Below are 15,148 nucleotides of genomic sequence, written 5' to 3'. Positions count from 1 at the left end.
TCCTCCTTAGAATAATAATTTAACTCTCACAATAATATATATTCCCTATGCCAGATATTTTAAACATTTAAATGATAATTTTTTTCAATTAGTTTTTATTTCACTTTAATAATTTTCCAATTTCATCATAATCTACTTCAATTAGCTCTTCCATTGTACATTCAAGACCAGCACATAATTTTAAAATTGTTTCTAAGCTAAGTGATTCTAGTTTTCTATCGTTATTTAATTTTGTGATAGTAGGATTTGAAATTTGGCATAACTCTGCCACTTCAGTGACATTTTTTATTCTTTTTTTAGCCATTATTAATCTTAAATTAGATCTAATCATAAAGTATCCTCCTATCTTATATTATAATTATACACAATTCGACATTAAAAGTACAGTTTAATTATATCTAATTATATTTTTATAAATTAAAACTATAATTAAAAAAATTTAAATTATAACTTGAAAAAAATAAACTATAGTTATATAATAATATTAAGGGATTAGAGATTTTATTATATAAAAAGGGGGATATTCATGGATAAAAATTATTTATCAAAAATAAACAACACAAGAGAAGCTTTAAATAATTTAGTAGCAAAAAATTTGAATGAACTCACTAATTTAGAGATAGTTACATTAAGTAAAGAGTTGGACAAGCTTATTGTTGTTTATCAAAAAGAATTAAATAAAAAAAACATGATATTACATTAATCAAAATAAAAAAACATCGTCTTAGACGATGTTTTTATTTATTCAAAACATATGTAAATATAAGAATCAATAAAAATAAAGCTAGATCAATCTAGTTGATCTAGCTTATAAATTAAATTCTTTCTACTTTTATACCTGTGTCATGGCCATTTAAATTATGAATTTCTAGATTTTTATCCTCCACACTATTTACTTCTATTGCTAGTGTTTCAGACTTTATATAATCACTATATTTATTAATAGCATCATTTATTTCAACATTACCATTAAAATAAATCTTTATATTATCCATCATTTCATAATCATTATTTTTTCTCATTTGTTGTACTTTAGATATAAATTCTCTTGCATATCCTTCATTTAATAACTCACCTGTAAGGGTAGTATCTAATATTACAAATAAATTATTCTCCATAGATACAGTAAATCCTTCTTTTGATTCTATTCTTATATCTACAAGTTCTTTTGAGAAAGTAAAATCTTCCCCATCTAAATCAACAGTTAATTCTTCATTATTTTCTAGTTTGTTTACTGCTTCAGTAGAATCTAAACTATTAAGTGCTTTAGCAAAAAACTTAATCTTTTTACCTAGTTTAGGTCCTGCAACAGGGAAATTAGGTTTTAAGTTAAATCTCATATATTCTTTTAAATCTTTTGCAAATACTACATTTTTAACATTTAATTCTTCTTTGATTAAAGGAACTAAATCTGAAATTAAATCTTCATATTTTCCATCAACTATAACTTCTGATATTGGTTGACGTACTTTTATTCTTACTTGTTCTCTCGAAGCTCTTCCTAATTTAACTAAATCCCTTACTAAATCCATTTTTTCTTCCACTGTAGGGTCTATTAACTCATTATTAGTTTCTGGGTAATAATCTACATGAACAGATAAATTATTAGTTAAATTTCTATAGATTTCTTCAGAAATATATGGTGCAAATGGTGCAACCATCTTTGAAATACCAAGTAATATTTCATATGTTGTATTATATACTGCTTTTTTATCATCAGTTAATTCTGTAGCCCAGAATCTTCTTCTTGAACGTCTTATATACCAGTTACTTAGATCTTCATTTACAAATTCTTGTATTTCTCTTACTACTTTTGTTAAATCAAATTTATCCATATTTTCTTTTGTAACTTTTATAAGGTTATTATATTTTGAAAGAATCCATCTATCTATTTCTGGTCTATTTTTATAATCAATATTAAATTCTTTTGGATCAATTCCATCAGTATTTGCATATAGTGTAAAGAAGTTATATACATTCTTAATAGTTGAGAAGAATTTACTTTGTACTTCCTTTAAGCCTTCTTCATCAAACTTAGTAGGTGACCAAGCTGGTGATACATATAATAGATACCATCTAAGTGCATCTGCACCATATTTATCAAACATTTCAAAAGGATCTATTGTATTTCCTTTTGATTTAGACATTTTTTTGCCTTCTTTGTCTAATATAAGGTCATTTACAAGAACTTTTTTATATGGAGCTTCTCCTTTAACAAAAGTTGATATAGCAAGTAATGAATAGAACCAACCTCTAGTTTGATCTATACCTTCACATATAAAATCTGCTGGAAATAATTCATCAAAATTATCTTTGTTTTCGAATGGATAATGATGTTGCGCAAAAGGCATAGAACCACTGTCAAACCAACAGTCAATAACATCTTTTACCCTTGTCATAGTTGAACCACAATGCTCACATTTTATATGAACATCATCTACAAATGGTCTATGAAGTTCAATATTTTCATCTATATCCTCTATAGATTTTTCAACAAGTTCTTTTCTAGATCCTATACTCTCTGTATGGTCACAACTATCACATCTCCAAATATTAAGTGGTGTACCCCAATATCTACTTCGAGAAATAGCCCAATCATTTAAATTTTCTAACCAGTTTCCAAAACGCTTTTCTCCTACATAATCTGGATACCACTCTACATTATTATTATTTTCTATCAATTGATCCTTAAGTTTGGTCATTTCTATATACCAACTAGGCTTTGCATAGTATAATAATGGAGTCTTACATCTCCAACAGTGAGGATAATTATGAGCCATTTTTTGCTTTTTAAATAATTTATCCTTCTCAGCAAGCCATTTTATAATCTCTATATCTGCATCCATTACAAACATGCCTTCCCATGGAGTTGTCGTGTATTTCCCATCTTCATTTACAGGTTGTAATACAGGTAAATCATATCTTCTTCCAGTATTATAGTCATCTTCACCAAATGCAGGTGCTGAATGTACTATACCAGTACCATCAGTTGTAGTTACATAATCTGCAACAGTTACAAAAAATGCTTTTTTATCAGCTTCTACAAAAGGCATTAATTGTTCATATTCCATATATTCTAAATCTTTACCTGTAAGCTTTTCTAAAACTTCATATCCCCTATCTCCTAATACATTATCTAATAAATCTTCTGCTAAATAATACACTTCACCATCAGATTTAACTTTTGCATATTTTACATCAGGGTGTACAGTTAAAGCAACATTTGCAGCAAGTGTCCATGGAGTAGTAGTCCATACAAGAAAATATTCATCTATATTTTTTCTTTTAAACTTAACTATAACTGTATTTGTTTTAATTTCTTCATAACCTTGTGCAACTTCATGAGATGCAAGTCCAGTACCACATCTAGTACAATATGGCAATATCTTATGTCCTTCATAAATCATATTTTCTTTATTAAATTTATCTAATATCCACCACACTGACTCTATATAGTCATTATCAAGTGTTATATAAGGATTATCTAAATCAATAGCATATCCCATTCTTTTAGTCATTTCTCTCCATAAATTTTCATATTTAAATACTGAATCTCTACACTTTTCATTGAATTTATCAAGGCCATATTCTTCTATTTCCTGTTTGTTATTTAAATTCAATTGTTTTTCAACTTCAATTTCTACAGGTAATCCATGTGTATCCCATCCTGCTTTTCTTTTAACTTGATAGCCTTCCATAGTCTTATATCTACACACAGAATCTTTTAATGTTCTTGCAAGTACATGATGGATTCCTGGCCTTCCATTAGCAGTTGGTGGACCTTCATAAAATATAAATGGTTTTTTTCCTTCTCTTGTTTCTATGCTTTTTTCTAATATATCTACATCATCCCAAAAATCAGATATATCTTTTTCTTTCGTCTTTACATCTTCATTTGATAATTGCTCAAATTTATCCATTTTTTCACCCTTTTCTTTAAATAATTTATATAAAAAATAAATCCCTAAGCATATGCTTAGGGACGAATTTATCGCGGTACCACCCAAATTATAGTAAAAATACTATCACTTAAATAAATATAACGCATTTCTGCGAAATGTCTTACTAATTTCAGACATATTGCTCCAAGGTGATTTTCATATAAATATTAATAATAATCTTTCAGCCTATGGATTATCTCTCTATAAATAATAATTTATACTACTCTCCTCATCATAACTTTTAATTATATAGTTTGCTTAATAATATATCAAAATATAAATATTTGTCAAGATTTTTTAAAATTTATAATAAAGTTTCAACATTTGAATCTACTTTATATATTATATCCTTTCTTTCAATAATTATTGTAGTATTCTTTGATAATTCATCATCATTTTTTATAAAATCATATAATTCTCTATTTGGATTCATAGCTATAGGATTTCCAACCATTTTAAACATTGAAATATCTCCAGATGTATCTCCATATGCATAGCTATTTTTTAAATCAATATTAAATTTATCAACAAATTCATCTAAAGCTCTTTGTTTATTAAAAGAATCCCACATTTTAACTATTTCACCAGTGAAATTATCATTCTCATCTAATACATATTTACTACCTCTAAATTGAGTAACATCATATCTTTCTGCCATCTTTTCCACTAAAAACTCTGGACTACCAGATATAAAGAAAACTTTATGTCCTTGATCATGATGCCATTTTATACGATCTCTAGTATATTTATATACTTTTTCTCCATTTAATCTTATTACTTGATGAGCTATAAATGCTATATGTGATTTATTTATTCCCTTGAGTTCATTTACATAAATATCAGCTAATTCTTCAAGATAGTCTTCAAAATCACCATACCTTCTTTCCCATTTTTCATATGTGTGCTTTACATGACTATGCCATATTGCCTCATCTATAACTTCATATTTAATTAGTTTTTTAAAATGTTCTATCATTAACGAATTCCTGTAAAGTGTACCATCAATATCAAAAAATGCTCCTATCATAATTTTCACCTCTCTTTATTCTTATACTAACTAAAAACTATAAATTAATTAAAATAAGTGCTATAACCGTCATAAAAATTGCAACAATTTCTTTTCTTTCTAGTTTTTCTCCTAAAAACAATGTTCCAACAAGTGTTATAATTATAATACTACCTGCACTATATATTGGAAATACTACAGAAGTTTTCATATGGTTTAATGAGAGTATTAAAAAAAAGGAAGAAAACAAATTGGGTATACCTACTAATATTCCTGTAATTAAATCAATCTTATTAACTTTCTTTTTCTTTTTTAAAGTCATTATTAAGCTAATTATAAAAGCTATAAAAAAAACAAAAAATAAAAATATTGATTTATACTCTGATATTGCATATTTTTGAAATATCTTATTAGAAAACTCTGCAAATCCACCAAATAGAAATAATAGTATTAAACTTATATGTATATCTTTTATATGGTTTTTCTTAAATGATATGTTAACTATTATTATTGAAATAAGAGATAGAATTATACCTATCCATTGAATATATGTAGGAAATTCTCTCCATAATATTATAGAAAAACTCATAGGTACAAGTATTCCAAGCTTTGCAAAAGTTCCTGCAAGACCTACACTATTGTTTTTTACACTTATCTGATAGTATAGAAAAGATAAAAAGAAAAATACTCCTGCAAATACACCAACTATAATGGCCCAAATAAAACTACTACTTGGAGAAAAAAGTGCATTCCCTTTTAAAACTACATCTTTAAACTCATAAAAAAAGCTATCATATCCTTTTAAAATTATATTTCCTTCTACTATACTTAAAATAAGACTTACTATAAAAGCTGTAAAATAATTCATTGTAGTTACAGCATAACGATTTAAATTATTTGTTTCACTAAACTTAAATATTATAGCTATAGATGAACTACATATTATTGCAAGTAATAAGTACCCCATATCATTCCCCCATATTGTATAGATCAATTATAACATATTTATTCAACTAATTTCCCCTTTATAATTAACCTATGACTAGCTACTTTTATTGGAGTACATGTAACAAGTGTAATTTCTTTGTCTTTATTATTTCCTTCTAAAACCCATAATTCTTCTGGTTCAACAACTAAAGTCTCTTCTACTTCATATTTATAATTTTTATTTTTAGCTTCAACAGTTAATATATCACCTTTTTGTAATTCATCTAATCTATTAAAATGTCGCCCATAAGTATAACTTCTATGCCCTGCTACAGCAAAGTTTCCAACTTCCCCAGGTTCTGCTGTATGATTCATCTTAGATAAAGATATATCTAAATTCTCATCTGTTGCTCCATCTAATACAGGCATATATAATTCTATTTTATCTATTTTTAATATATACTTGTTAAGACTATCTTGTGGACTATCATTCTTTTTAGAACTTTCTATAGTTGAAATATCATTCATGCTTTGTTGCCATTGCTCAAGTACTTTTTCCCTTTTATAATCTTTGTACCCTCTATTTAATGTGGGAAATAATAATATTATTATTCCAGCTATTATAAATACAATAGATAATCGTTTCATTTTTGCAACTCCTTAATTTTTATATTTATAATATTATATACCCAAAAAAAGCTGCCATAAATATTTATGACGGCTTTTAATAATCATATATTATCCATTTACTACTGCTCCACCATTTATATGTATCATTTGACCTGACATGTATGAAGAATCTTCAGATGCTAAAAATACATATACTGGAGCTAATTCTACTGGCTGACCTGGTCTTTTCATAGGTTGATCATCTCCAAAACCTGCTACATGACTTGCTTCAAATGATGAAGGAATAAGAGGTGTCCAAATAGGACCTGGTGCCACTGCATTTACTCTTATATTTTTATCAATTAAAGCTTGCGATAATGAACGAGTAAATGTTGTTACAGCTCCTTTTGTAGCAGAATAATCTATTAAACCTGCATTTCCTTCATATGCTGTTATAGAAGAGGTATTTATAATGCTGCTTCCAGATTTTAAATAAGGTAATACTGCTTTTACCATATGAAACATTGAAAATATATTAGTTTTAAATGTTTTCTCTAATTGTTCTGTTGAAATATCTAATATATTCTTTTTTGGATGTTGTTCAGCTGCATTATTTACTAATATATCAATTTTTTCAAATTCATCTATGACTTTTTCCACTGCATCTTTACAAAATTGTTCATCACCTACATCACCTGATATAAGTAAACACTTTCTACCTATTTTTTCTACTCTTTTTTTAATATTTTTGGCATCTTCATGTTCATCTAAATACATTACTGCTACATCTGCGCCTTCTTTAGCATAATGAATGGATACAGCTCCACCTATACCACTATCTCCTCCAGTAATTATTGCTACTTTATCTTTTAATTTGTCTGCTGCCTTGTATTTATCATCTTCATAGATAGGTTTTGGATCCATTTTTGAATTTACTCCAGGTTGCTTTTCTTGAACTTGACCTTTAATATTATTAGGAAAATCCCATCTGTTCATTAATAAATTCTCCTTTCTATTTTAAATTTTCTTTGTTACATATGTTTATTATTATATGGTTTTTAACTATTTTCTTAATTCCTTTTATTATTATTTCTATGGTATAAAAATAATATACAATTTTCAAGGAGATAAAAGCTTAAGCTTTTATCTCCTTTTCTATTAATTTTATCATCTTTTTATTTCCTGCTATTATTGATACATTTTTCCCTCCAGAAATATCAACTACTTCTCCACCAGCTTCTTTTATAATTAATATTCCTGCTGCTACATCCCATGATTTTAAATTAAATTCCCAATATCCATCTAGTCTACCACATGCTACACAAGCTAAATCATAAGCTGCTGCTCCCATTCTTCTAATACCTCTTACCTTAGGTAAAATCTTAGAAAAATTAGATATATTATTGTTTTCATTTGTATTTCTATCATAAGCAAAACCCGTTGCTATTACAGACTTAATCAATTCATCCTTTCCACCTATCTTTATTTCTTTGCCATTCAAATATGTACCCTTTCCCTTTACTGCTGAGAACATTTCATCTAACATAGGATTGTATACTACTCCTAAAACTATTTTACCTCTAAACTCCAATGCAATGGATACTGCAAATATTGGAAGTCCTTGTGCATAATTAGTTGTCCCATCTAAAGGATCTATTATCCATAAATAATCTGAATCAGTCTTTTCAAACTCTGATTCTTCAGATAAAATATCATGATCGGGATACTCTCTTTTTATTCCTTTTATTATTATTTTTTCTGATAAATCATCAATTTCTGTAACTAAATCTATATCTGATGATTTAGTAGAAATTTGTAAATCTTCTTTCTCATAATTATCCTTTTGAGCTTTTCCAGCTTCATATGCCCACTCTTTAACTAATTCAATAGATTTATTTAAATCTATCATAGATATCCACTTCCTTTAATTTATATTTTTAAATATTAATTTCTTGCTATATCAATCAATTTTTATAATATTTGATTCTTTTGCTATTGCAATTGCAATTTCTTTTTTATCACCTGTTATCATTACTACTTGTATTCCAACATCTTGTACTTGTTTAATGGATTTTATAGACTATTTCTACATTATAATTTTTTAGATTGTTCTATAAAATCTCCACCTACAACTTCTAGTTTTTCCTTGTTATCTTGTTCATATACTACTTCAGTATTTTATTGAGATTTCTAATTGAACTAATATTTTATCACCTTTAACTATGTATTCTATGGATATTTTCTCTAATTTTCCATCTCTAAATACTTTACATTCTATTTGTGAAGCTTGTTCTTGAAGTTTTTAAATGATTTTTCATTACTATAATCTGAATAAATACTTACAAATATTGCTATTACTACAGCAATTGCTATTCAAAGAAACTCATACCATTCTACTTTTACCTTTTTTAATCTTATTATCTCCATTTTAATTTCTAGATTTTTTAACTTCTTCCTGTGTCAATCCTTTAAACTTTGATTTATTCATAGATTTAACTCCTTTCTGCTACTTAATTAAATGTACCCAAAAAAAAGGGGTATAAAACCCCTAAAATCTCTTAACTACTACATCCTCTCTTATCATATTCCACATTGATTCATCTTCCATTCCTAGTCTCCAAAGTGCAATTCCTTTTATCCCAAGTTTATTAGCAAGATTTATTTTGGCTTTTATACTTTCAGCATTTTCAAACCAAACTTCATGATTATTTCCTTCTTCATCTACATACTTAAAATAAGGAGTTTTTGTTTCTTCATCAAATATTACCTCTTTATTATATTTATCTGCTAAATTCATAGCACTCTCAAAAGTTACATAAGAATTTTTTCCAGTATCTAAATTAAAGTCAAAACCAAAAACAGATACTGCAGCCATTATTTTTCTTCTTGGCATTTTTGTCATTGTATAATTTAATACTCTTTCCATCCAACCTATTGAAACTACAGGACCTGGTCCACTTCCTGGCCATCCATGTTCGTTATATAACATTACTACAAATTCATCTACTGCTTCTCCTATTGATGCATAATTAAAAGGATCAGAGAAAGGATTAAATGGTTCATCACTTACTCTTGATGGAATTGAAGCAGATAAATAATAACCTCTTTTAGATAAAGCTTCTCCTAATTCTTCGAAAAACATAGTTAATTTATCACTATCTTTAATATCTACATCTTCGATATCAATATTAACTCCATCGAAACCATATCCTTCTATAAGCTCAATAGTATTTTCTATAAAAGTAGATCTGGTCTGTTCATTAGCTAACATCTGAGATGTTATTTCTTTTGCTCTTTCTACTCCTCCTGTATAAAGTAAATTATGAATTAAAGCAAGCATCTTTACATTAGATTTATGTCCAATTTCTATGACATCTTCAACATATTGATTAGTAAAATCTCCAAATTTTTCTATAGTAGTAGGATCATTTTCAGATATTCTAAACAAAAATAGAGGAACTTCAGTTAATTCATTTTTGTTTGCTACGAAAGAATCATAGGAGCTTGGAAGAGCCACTCCTTCTTCTAATGTATAATATCCTAATATAGCTACTATAGGTTTTTCTCCACCATATACTTTTAAATTTCCAAGTGTACTTTTAATAAATCCTTGTCTTCCATCATAAAGTTCAACTTTTGTCCACTCATCATTTATTTCTATTACAGGTAATTTTGCGCCTCTAACCATTTGTGCAATTACATCGAATTCAGTAGAGGGTCCAAGCCTAATGTTAGCTACATCTACATTTACTATCATTTCAGTATAATAAGGAATTTTTAATATTTGTCCTATAGATAAATTAGTATCTTCTAAATTATTTATTATCATCAAACTTTCTATAGGTACATTCAATCTATTTGCTATAGAATATAAACTATCTCCAGATTTTACTGTATAATTTTCTAGAGGAATTTCTAATATTTGTCCTGCATAAATATTAGAATTAGTCAAATTATTTATTCTATTTATTTCACTCATATCTACATTAAACTGTCTAGCTATTAGATATAAGCTATCCCCTGGTCTAACTATATATTTAATTGTATGCATAAAAAAACCATCCTTTCAAACAAAGTAGTATAATTGAACTTACTTTATACTATTCCTTTATCTAAAGAATGGTTTATATTTTTTAAATGAGTCTTATTTTATCTCATTTTCAAAAAGATTCTTTAAGCCTTCATAAGCTTCTTCTTCATCTGAGCCATCTATTTTAATATTTAACTTGTCACCTTTTGTAGCTCCCATACTTAATATACCCATTATGCTCTTTCCATTATATTCTGTACCATCTTTTACTACTACAATATCAGATGTATATTTTGATGCTTCTCTGATGAAAAGGCTTGCTGGTCTAGCATGTAAACCAGTTTCATTAGTTAATTCTATTTCTAAATTTTTCATACATATCCTCCTAAAAATTTTATTTAATCTATTATATAATAAACCGACAATATTATCTTGTCAAATTATAAACTGCAGCTGCATATATCTTTGTCACTTCAATAAGTGTATCTACCTCAATATATTCATTCGCTTGATGTTCTACTTTTTCTTGACCTGGAAATACTGCTCCAAATGCTACACAATTGTCCATTGCTCTAGCATAAGTAGCTCCCCCTATAACTAAAGGTGTAGAATCTTTTCCTGTTTCTTCTTCGTATACTTTTCTAAGTGTTTTAATGAGTTTATGGTCTTTAGGAACATATAGTGAGTTAAGAAAATCAAATTCTTCATATTCAATATTATATTCTTTTACCTTTTGTTTTATATCATCAACTATTTTTTCTTTATCTTTAGTAACTGGTATTCTTATATCAATTGCTATTTCTTCTTGATTCTCATCTATATTAAGTTTACCTATATTAAATGTTATCTTACCTGATGGTTCATCTTCACATTCTCCAAATATATTCTTAGCATTATAATCTTCACCTATTACTTCAGCTATAAATTTAATTGCATTACTTTCAACGCCAATATTATTAAGTGCAATTGCTATAAGAGCTATAGCATTAATTCCATTATGAGGTTGAGAAGCATGAGCACCTTTTCCTATTACATAAATAGTCTCTCCCTGCACTTCATATTCAAAACCTAAATTATCTAATTCTTGTTTTAATCTTTCATTATACTCTCCACTATAACCAATTCTATCTGGAACTGCATTAAATGCATTACCTCCTGATAATACTAACTTTCCACTGGATTCAGATTTTAATTTTGATTGTAATAAGCCCTTTTCTGCATGTATCATAGGAAACTCTGCATCTGGAGTAAATCCTAATGTAGGAACTTCTTCTTTTTCCATATACTTATCTATTCCACCCCAAAGGTTTTCTTCATCTGTTCCAAATATAAATCTTATTCTTTTATCAAATTTTATTCCTGAATCCATAAGTGCCTTCACAGCATATATTGCAGCAACTGTTGGCCCTTTATCATCCTGAGTTCCTCTACCATATAATCTACCATCTTTAATTTGGGCTTCAAATGGATCAGTATTCCAATTAGATAGTTCTCCTGCAGGTACAACATCTAGATGTCCTAATATGCCTAACATTTCTTTACCTTCACCTATTTCTGCATATCCATAATATCCTTCTGCATCATAGTATGTTTCAAATCCTAAATTATCACAAATTTCTAAAGCTTTTTTAAGTGCCTTATCTATGTCTTCTCCATATGGTGTATCTTTACTATTTTCATCTTTTACACTTGGTATATTTACCAACGCTTTTATAGAACTTATCATTTCATCTTTTAGTTGTTCTACTCTATTTTTATAATCCACTTAAAACTACCTCCTAATTTATTTTACTGTTATCCAATTAAGCTTTACCTTATATTTTTACCCAATCCTATACTAATAATAACATAAATAAAATTTAATTTAAAACTGTTTAAATTAAATAGTTTAGGCTATATTTTTATTAATATTATTAATTATAAAAAGGAGGAATTTAAAATGCTGAAATGGACATTAATATTCTTAGTTATAGCAGTTATTGCTGGTTTCTTTGGTTTTAGAGGTGTTGCAAGTGCTTCAGCAAGTATTGCAAAAATATTATTTATTATATTCTTAATATTGTTTATAATTGCCCTTATATTTGGTGCTGCTATATTCTAATTGAGAACAATATCAAATTATAGTATAATATAACGAGGAGCTAGCTCCTCGTTACATTATTTTAAGGGGGATTTATTTTGCGTTTTATGCCAATATCATTTGTTAAAGAAGGAACTCTTTTAGGTAAAAATATATGTAATGAAAAAGGAAAAACTTTACTTGCAAAAGGTACAAGATTATCCTCTAACTATATTAAAAGAATTAAATCTTTCGGAATATATTCTATATATATAATGGATAAATACTCAGATGTAGAACTAAATGACATAATCTCCCCACAAATTAGAAGTAAAGCTATTATAAAGTTAAAAGAAACTTATAATAGTTTTGAACATGACTATTCAAATAATAATTTATATAATAAAAATTCAATAGATAAAGCAGATAAAAATATATCTAGCATTTCAAATATAGCTGAAGAATTATTAGATGATATACTCTGCCAAAAAGATATAATGGTTAATCTAGTAGATATTAAAAGTGCAGATAACTATACATATGAGCATTGCTTAAGTGTATCAATCTTCTCAATAATATTAGGAATTGAACTTGGTCTAAAAAAAGAGCATTTAAAGTATCTAGCAATTGGATCTCTACTCCATGACATTGGAAAAACTTTAACTCCTTCAAAAATTTTAAATAAAAATGGAAAGTTAACAAATCAAGAATTTAAAATAATGAAAAAACATGCTTTAGATGGTTATGAATACCTAAAAGCTAGTAATAAAATTCCTTCTCCAGCTAGAATCATAGCATTACAACACCATGAAAAAATTGATGGATCAGGTTATCCAAAAGGGTTAAAACAAGAACAAATATATTTTTTAGCTAAAATTGTTAGTATTTGTGATGTATATGACGCATTGACTTCAGATAGGCCTTATAGATCTGCAATGACTCCAAATGATGCCTTAGAATTTTTATATGCAAATTGTTCAAATCATTTCGATATAAATTTAGTTAGAAAATTTTCAAATAAAATAATACCTTATCCAATAGGCACTATGGTAAAATTAAGTAATAAAAATATAGGTATTGTAAAATCAATAAACACAGGATTTCCATTAAGACCTAAAATAAAAATTCTATCTACTAATAATACTATTGATTTAATGACACAGAAAAATATAGTTATAGAAAGTATTGTATATAATGAAAATGAAGCCTTAGCTTAGGCCTCATTTTTTATTTTATCAAATATTAACTTACCATTTTTTATAACTTTTTCTACAGTACTTACCCCTATATGATATGGTATATAATCATATGTTGGAAATTCATGTATTACAATATCTGCTTTCTTACCCTCATCAATACTACCCACAGTATCAGCTCTATCTATAGCTGCTGCACCATTTATAGTAAGAGCATTTATTGTCTCCTCTATACTCATATTCATATAAAGAGTAGCTAGTGCTATTACAAGTGGTATAGATTCAGTAAAACAACTTCCTGGATTCATATCTGTTGCAAGTGCCACAGCACATCCTGAATCTATTATATCTCTTGCTCTAGCATATTCTTCTTTTAAACTAAAAGCTGTGCCTGGAAGAAGTGTAGCTACTACATTATTTTCTGCCATCATTCTTATACCTTGATCTGATGCTCTAAGTAAATGATCTGCTGAAATAGCACCAATTTCACTTGCAAGCTCTGCACCACCTATACGTACTATCTCATCAGCATGTAATTTTGATTTTAATCCTAACTTTTGAGCACTTTTTAAAAGCTTTCTAGATTGTTCTACTGAAAAAACATCTTTCTCACAAAACACATCACAAAATTCTGCTAAATCGTCTTCTACTACTTTCGGAAGTACTGTTTCTATTATAAAGTCTATAAATTCATCTTCTTTACCTTTATATTTAGGTGGAACTGCATGTGCACCTAAGAATGTTTTTGATATATCAATAGGATGAATATCATCTAACTTTTTCATTGCTTCTAATTGCTTTATTTCTGTATCTAAGTCTAATCCATATCCACTTTTTGATTCTACTGTTGTAACTCCAAATGAAACCATAGAATCAAGTCTTTTAATACCTAACTGTACCAACTCTTCTAATGTAGCTTTTTTAGTAGCCTCAGTAGTACTTTGAATTCCTCCACCACGTTTCATTATTTCCATATAATCTATGCCTTTTAATCGCATATTATATTCTTCTGCTCTATATCCACCAAATACAACATGAGTATGAGAATCTATGAAACCTGGTAAAACACATTTATTTTTAGCATCTATAATATTATATTCCTTTTCATCAATATCTTTTAATATTTCTTCAGATGTTCCTACCTTTTCTATCTTATCATCTTTTATAATAATACAACCATCTTCTATCACATGAAGCTCATTCATTTCTGATCCTTTTTTTTGATTACTACCACTACATGTTACTACTTGATTAGCATTTTTAATTAAAATTTTATTATTCATTTTATCTCTCCAATCTTTAAAATAACCCACTAATTTCTCCCTCATCAGAAAGATACATATTATTTGCTGCAGGTGTTTTAGGAAGCCCTGGCATTGT

14 protein-coding genes and 1 other annotated feature are annotated in these 15,148 nt (G+C 27.6%); of the genes, 3 read left to right on the top strand and 11 right to left on the bottom strand.

Features of this window, described 5'->3' with window-relative positions; translation table 11 throughout:
• Nucleotides 1-100: 100 nt before the first annotated feature.
• A complete protein-coding gene (locus tag D3Z33_RS11325; RefSeq protein ID WP_160197875.1) occupies nt 101-331 on the bottom strand; it encodes a helix-turn-helix domain-containing protein in 231 nt (76 codons plus the stop codon).
• Between the two features lie 195 nt (nt 332-526).
• On the opposite strand from D3Z33_RS11325, the gene D3Z33_RS11320 reads away from it, so the two are divergent.
• A complete protein-coding gene (locus tag D3Z33_RS11320) occupies nt 527-703 on the top strand; it encodes an aspartyl-phosphate phosphatase Spo0E family protein (protein WP_160197874.1) in 177 nt (58 codons plus the stop codon).
• Nucleotides 704-815: 112 nt separating this feature from the next.
• Here D3Z33_RS11320 and ileS read toward each other — a convergent pair whose 3' ends face one another.
• The 9 genes from ileS to pepV form a co-directional block, all read right to left on the bottom strand.
• Complete coding sequence (gene ileS, locus D3Z33_RS11315) at nt 816-3,920, bottom strand: isoleucine--tRNA ligase (RefSeq protein ID WP_160197873.1); 3,105 nt, start codon at nt 3,918-3,920, stop codon at nt 816-818.
• A 55-nt stretch (nt 3,921-3,975) separates the two neighbouring features.
• Nucleotides 3,976-4,186, bottom strand: a binding site (T-box leader).
• A gap of 59 nt (nt 4,187-4,245) precedes the next feature.
• Nucleotides 4,246-4,971: an HAD family hydrolase gene (locus D3Z33_RS11310; RefSeq protein ID WP_347561269.1), complete on the bottom strand. Its 726-nt coding sequence runs from the start codon at nt 4,969-4,971 to the stop codon at nt 4,246-4,248.
• Nucleotides 4,972-5,005: 34 nt separating this feature from the next.
• Nucleotides 5,006-5,914 carry an SMR family transporter gene (locus D3Z33_RS11305; RefSeq protein ID WP_160197871.1) on the bottom strand — a complete coding sequence of 303 codons (909 nt, stop codon included), beginning with the start codon at nt 5,912-5,914 and terminating at the stop codon, nt 5,006-5,008.
• A 38-nt stretch (nt 5,915-5,952) separates the two neighbouring features.
• The gene (locus D3Z33_RS11300) at nt 5,953-6,522 is read right to left on the bottom strand and encodes a class D sortase (RefSeq protein ID WP_201750509.1); all 570 of its coding nucleotides are present in this window, start codon (nt 6,520-6,522) and stop codon (nt 5,953-5,955) included.
• Between the two features lie 90 nt (nt 6,523-6,612).
• Complete coding sequence (locus tag D3Z33_RS11295) at nt 6,613-7,479, bottom strand: SDR family oxidoreductase (protein WP_160197870.1); 867 nt, start codon at nt 7,477-7,479, stop codon at nt 6,613-6,615.
• Between the two features lie 139 nt (nt 7,480-7,618).
• Complete coding sequence (locus tag D3Z33_RS11290) at nt 7,619-8,392, bottom strand: inositol monophosphatase family protein (RefSeq protein ID WP_160197869.1); 774 nt, start codon at nt 8,390-8,392, stop codon at nt 7,619-7,621.
• 639 nt (nt 8,393-9,031) lie between these two features.
• Nucleotides 9,032-10,534, bottom strand: a complete 1,503-nt coding sequence (locus D3Z33_RS11285) for a LysM peptidoglycan-binding domain-containing protein (protein ID WP_160197868.1) — start codon at nt 10,532-10,534, stop codon at nt 9,032-9,034.
• Between the two features lie 93 nt (nt 10,535-10,627).
• On the bottom strand, nt 10,628-10,888 hold the full coding sequence (locus D3Z33_RS11280; RefSeq protein WP_160197867.1) for an HPr family phosphocarrier protein: 261 nt from the start codon (nt 10,886-10,888) through the stop codon (nt 10,628-10,630).
• 52 nt (nt 10,889-10,940) lie between these two features.
• On the bottom strand, nt 10,941-12,278 hold the full coding sequence (gene pepV, locus D3Z33_RS11275; RefSeq protein ID WP_347561264.1) for a dipeptidase PepV: 1,338 nt from the start codon (nt 12,276-12,278) through the stop codon (nt 10,941-10,943).
• 174 nt (nt 12,279-12,452) lie between these two features.
• Here pepV and D3Z33_RS11270 point away from each other — a divergent pair, with 174 nt between their 5' ends.
• Nucleotides 12,453-12,614 (top strand): DUF1328 domain-containing protein, encoded by a 162-nt coding sequence (locus tag D3Z33_RS11270; protein WP_160197866.1) that lies wholly within the window; start codon nt 12,453-12,455, stop codon nt 12,612-12,614.
• Between the two features lie 86 nt (nt 12,615-12,700).
• Nucleotides 12,701-13,789 carry an HD-GYP domain-containing protein gene (locus tag D3Z33_RS11265; protein ID WP_243153495.1) on the top strand — a complete coding sequence of 363 codons (1,089 nt, stop codon included), beginning with the start codon at nt 12,701-12,703 and terminating at the stop codon, nt 13,787-13,789.
• On the opposite strand, the gene hutI is transcribed toward D3Z33_RS11265, so the two are convergent.
• Nucleotides 13,786-15,051 carry an imidazolonepropionase gene (gene hutI, locus D3Z33_RS11260; RefSeq protein WP_160197864.1) on the bottom strand — a complete coding sequence of 422 codons (1,266 nt, stop codon included), beginning with the start codon at nt 15,049-15,051 and terminating at the stop codon, nt 13,786-13,788. The two genes, D3Z33_RS11265 and hutI, sit on opposite strands and share 4 nt — an antisense overlap.
• Between the last annotated feature and the right edge of the window lie 97 nt (nt 15,052-15,148).

It is taken from the genome of Senegalia massiliensis (genome assembly GCF_009911265.1).
Lineage (GTDB): Bacteria > Bacillota > Clostridia > Tissierellales > SIT17 > Anaeromonas > Anaeromonas massiliensis_A.
The sequence above is the reverse complement of the archived record's forward strand: the minus strand, read 5'-3'. Positions and strand labels throughout refer to the sequence as shown.

What these genes read in the sequence shown, in the direction of transcription:
- D3Z33_RS11325 (WP_160197875.1), bottom strand. Translation starts at nt 331, where the DNA reads ATGATTAGATCTAATTTAAGATTAATAATGGCTAAAAAAAGAATAAAA.
- D3Z33_RS11320 (WP_160197874.1), top strand. Translation starts at nt 527, where the DNA reads ATGGATAAAAATTATTTATCAAAAATAAACAACACAAGAGAAGCTTTA.
- ileS (WP_160197873.1), bottom strand. Translation starts at nt 3,920, where the DNA reads ATGGATAAATTTGAGCAATTATCAAATGAAGATGTAAAGACGAAAGAA.
- D3Z33_RS11305 (WP_160197871.1), bottom strand. Translation starts at nt 5,914, where the DNA reads ATGGGGTACTTATTACTTGCAATAATATGTAGTTCATCTATAGCTATA.
- D3Z33_RS11300 (WP_201750509.1), bottom strand. Translation starts at nt 6,522, where the DNA reads ATGAAACGATTATCTATTGTATTTATAATAGCTGGAATAATAATATTA.
- D3Z33_RS11295 (WP_160197870.1), bottom strand. Translation starts at nt 7,479, where the DNA reads ATGAACAGATGGGATTTTCCTAATAATATTAAAGGTCAAGTTCAAGAA.
- D3Z33_RS11290 (WP_160197869.1), bottom strand. Translation starts at nt 8,392, where the DNA reads ATGATAGATTTAAATAAATCTATTGAATTAGTTAAAGAGTGGGCATAT.
- D3Z33_RS11285 (WP_160197868.1), bottom strand. Translation starts at nt 10,534, where the DNA reads ATGCATACAATTAAATATATAGTTAGACCAGGGGATAGCTTATATCTA.
- D3Z33_RS11280 (WP_160197867.1), bottom strand. Translation starts at nt 10,888, where the DNA reads ATGAAAAATTTAGAAATAGAATTAACTAATGAAACTGGTTTACATGCT.
- D3Z33_RS11270 (WP_160197866.1), top strand. Translation starts at nt 12,453, where the DNA reads ATGCTGAAATGGACATTAATATTCTTAGTTATAGCAGTTATTGCTGGT.
- D3Z33_RS11265 (WP_243153495.1), top strand. Translation starts at nt 12,701, where the DNA reads ATGCCAATATCATTTGTTAAAGAAGGAACTCTTTTAGGTAAAAATATA.
- hutI (WP_160197864.1), bottom strand. Translation starts at nt 15,051, where the DNA reads ATGAATAATAAAATTTTAATTAAAAATGCTAATCAAGTAGTAACATGT.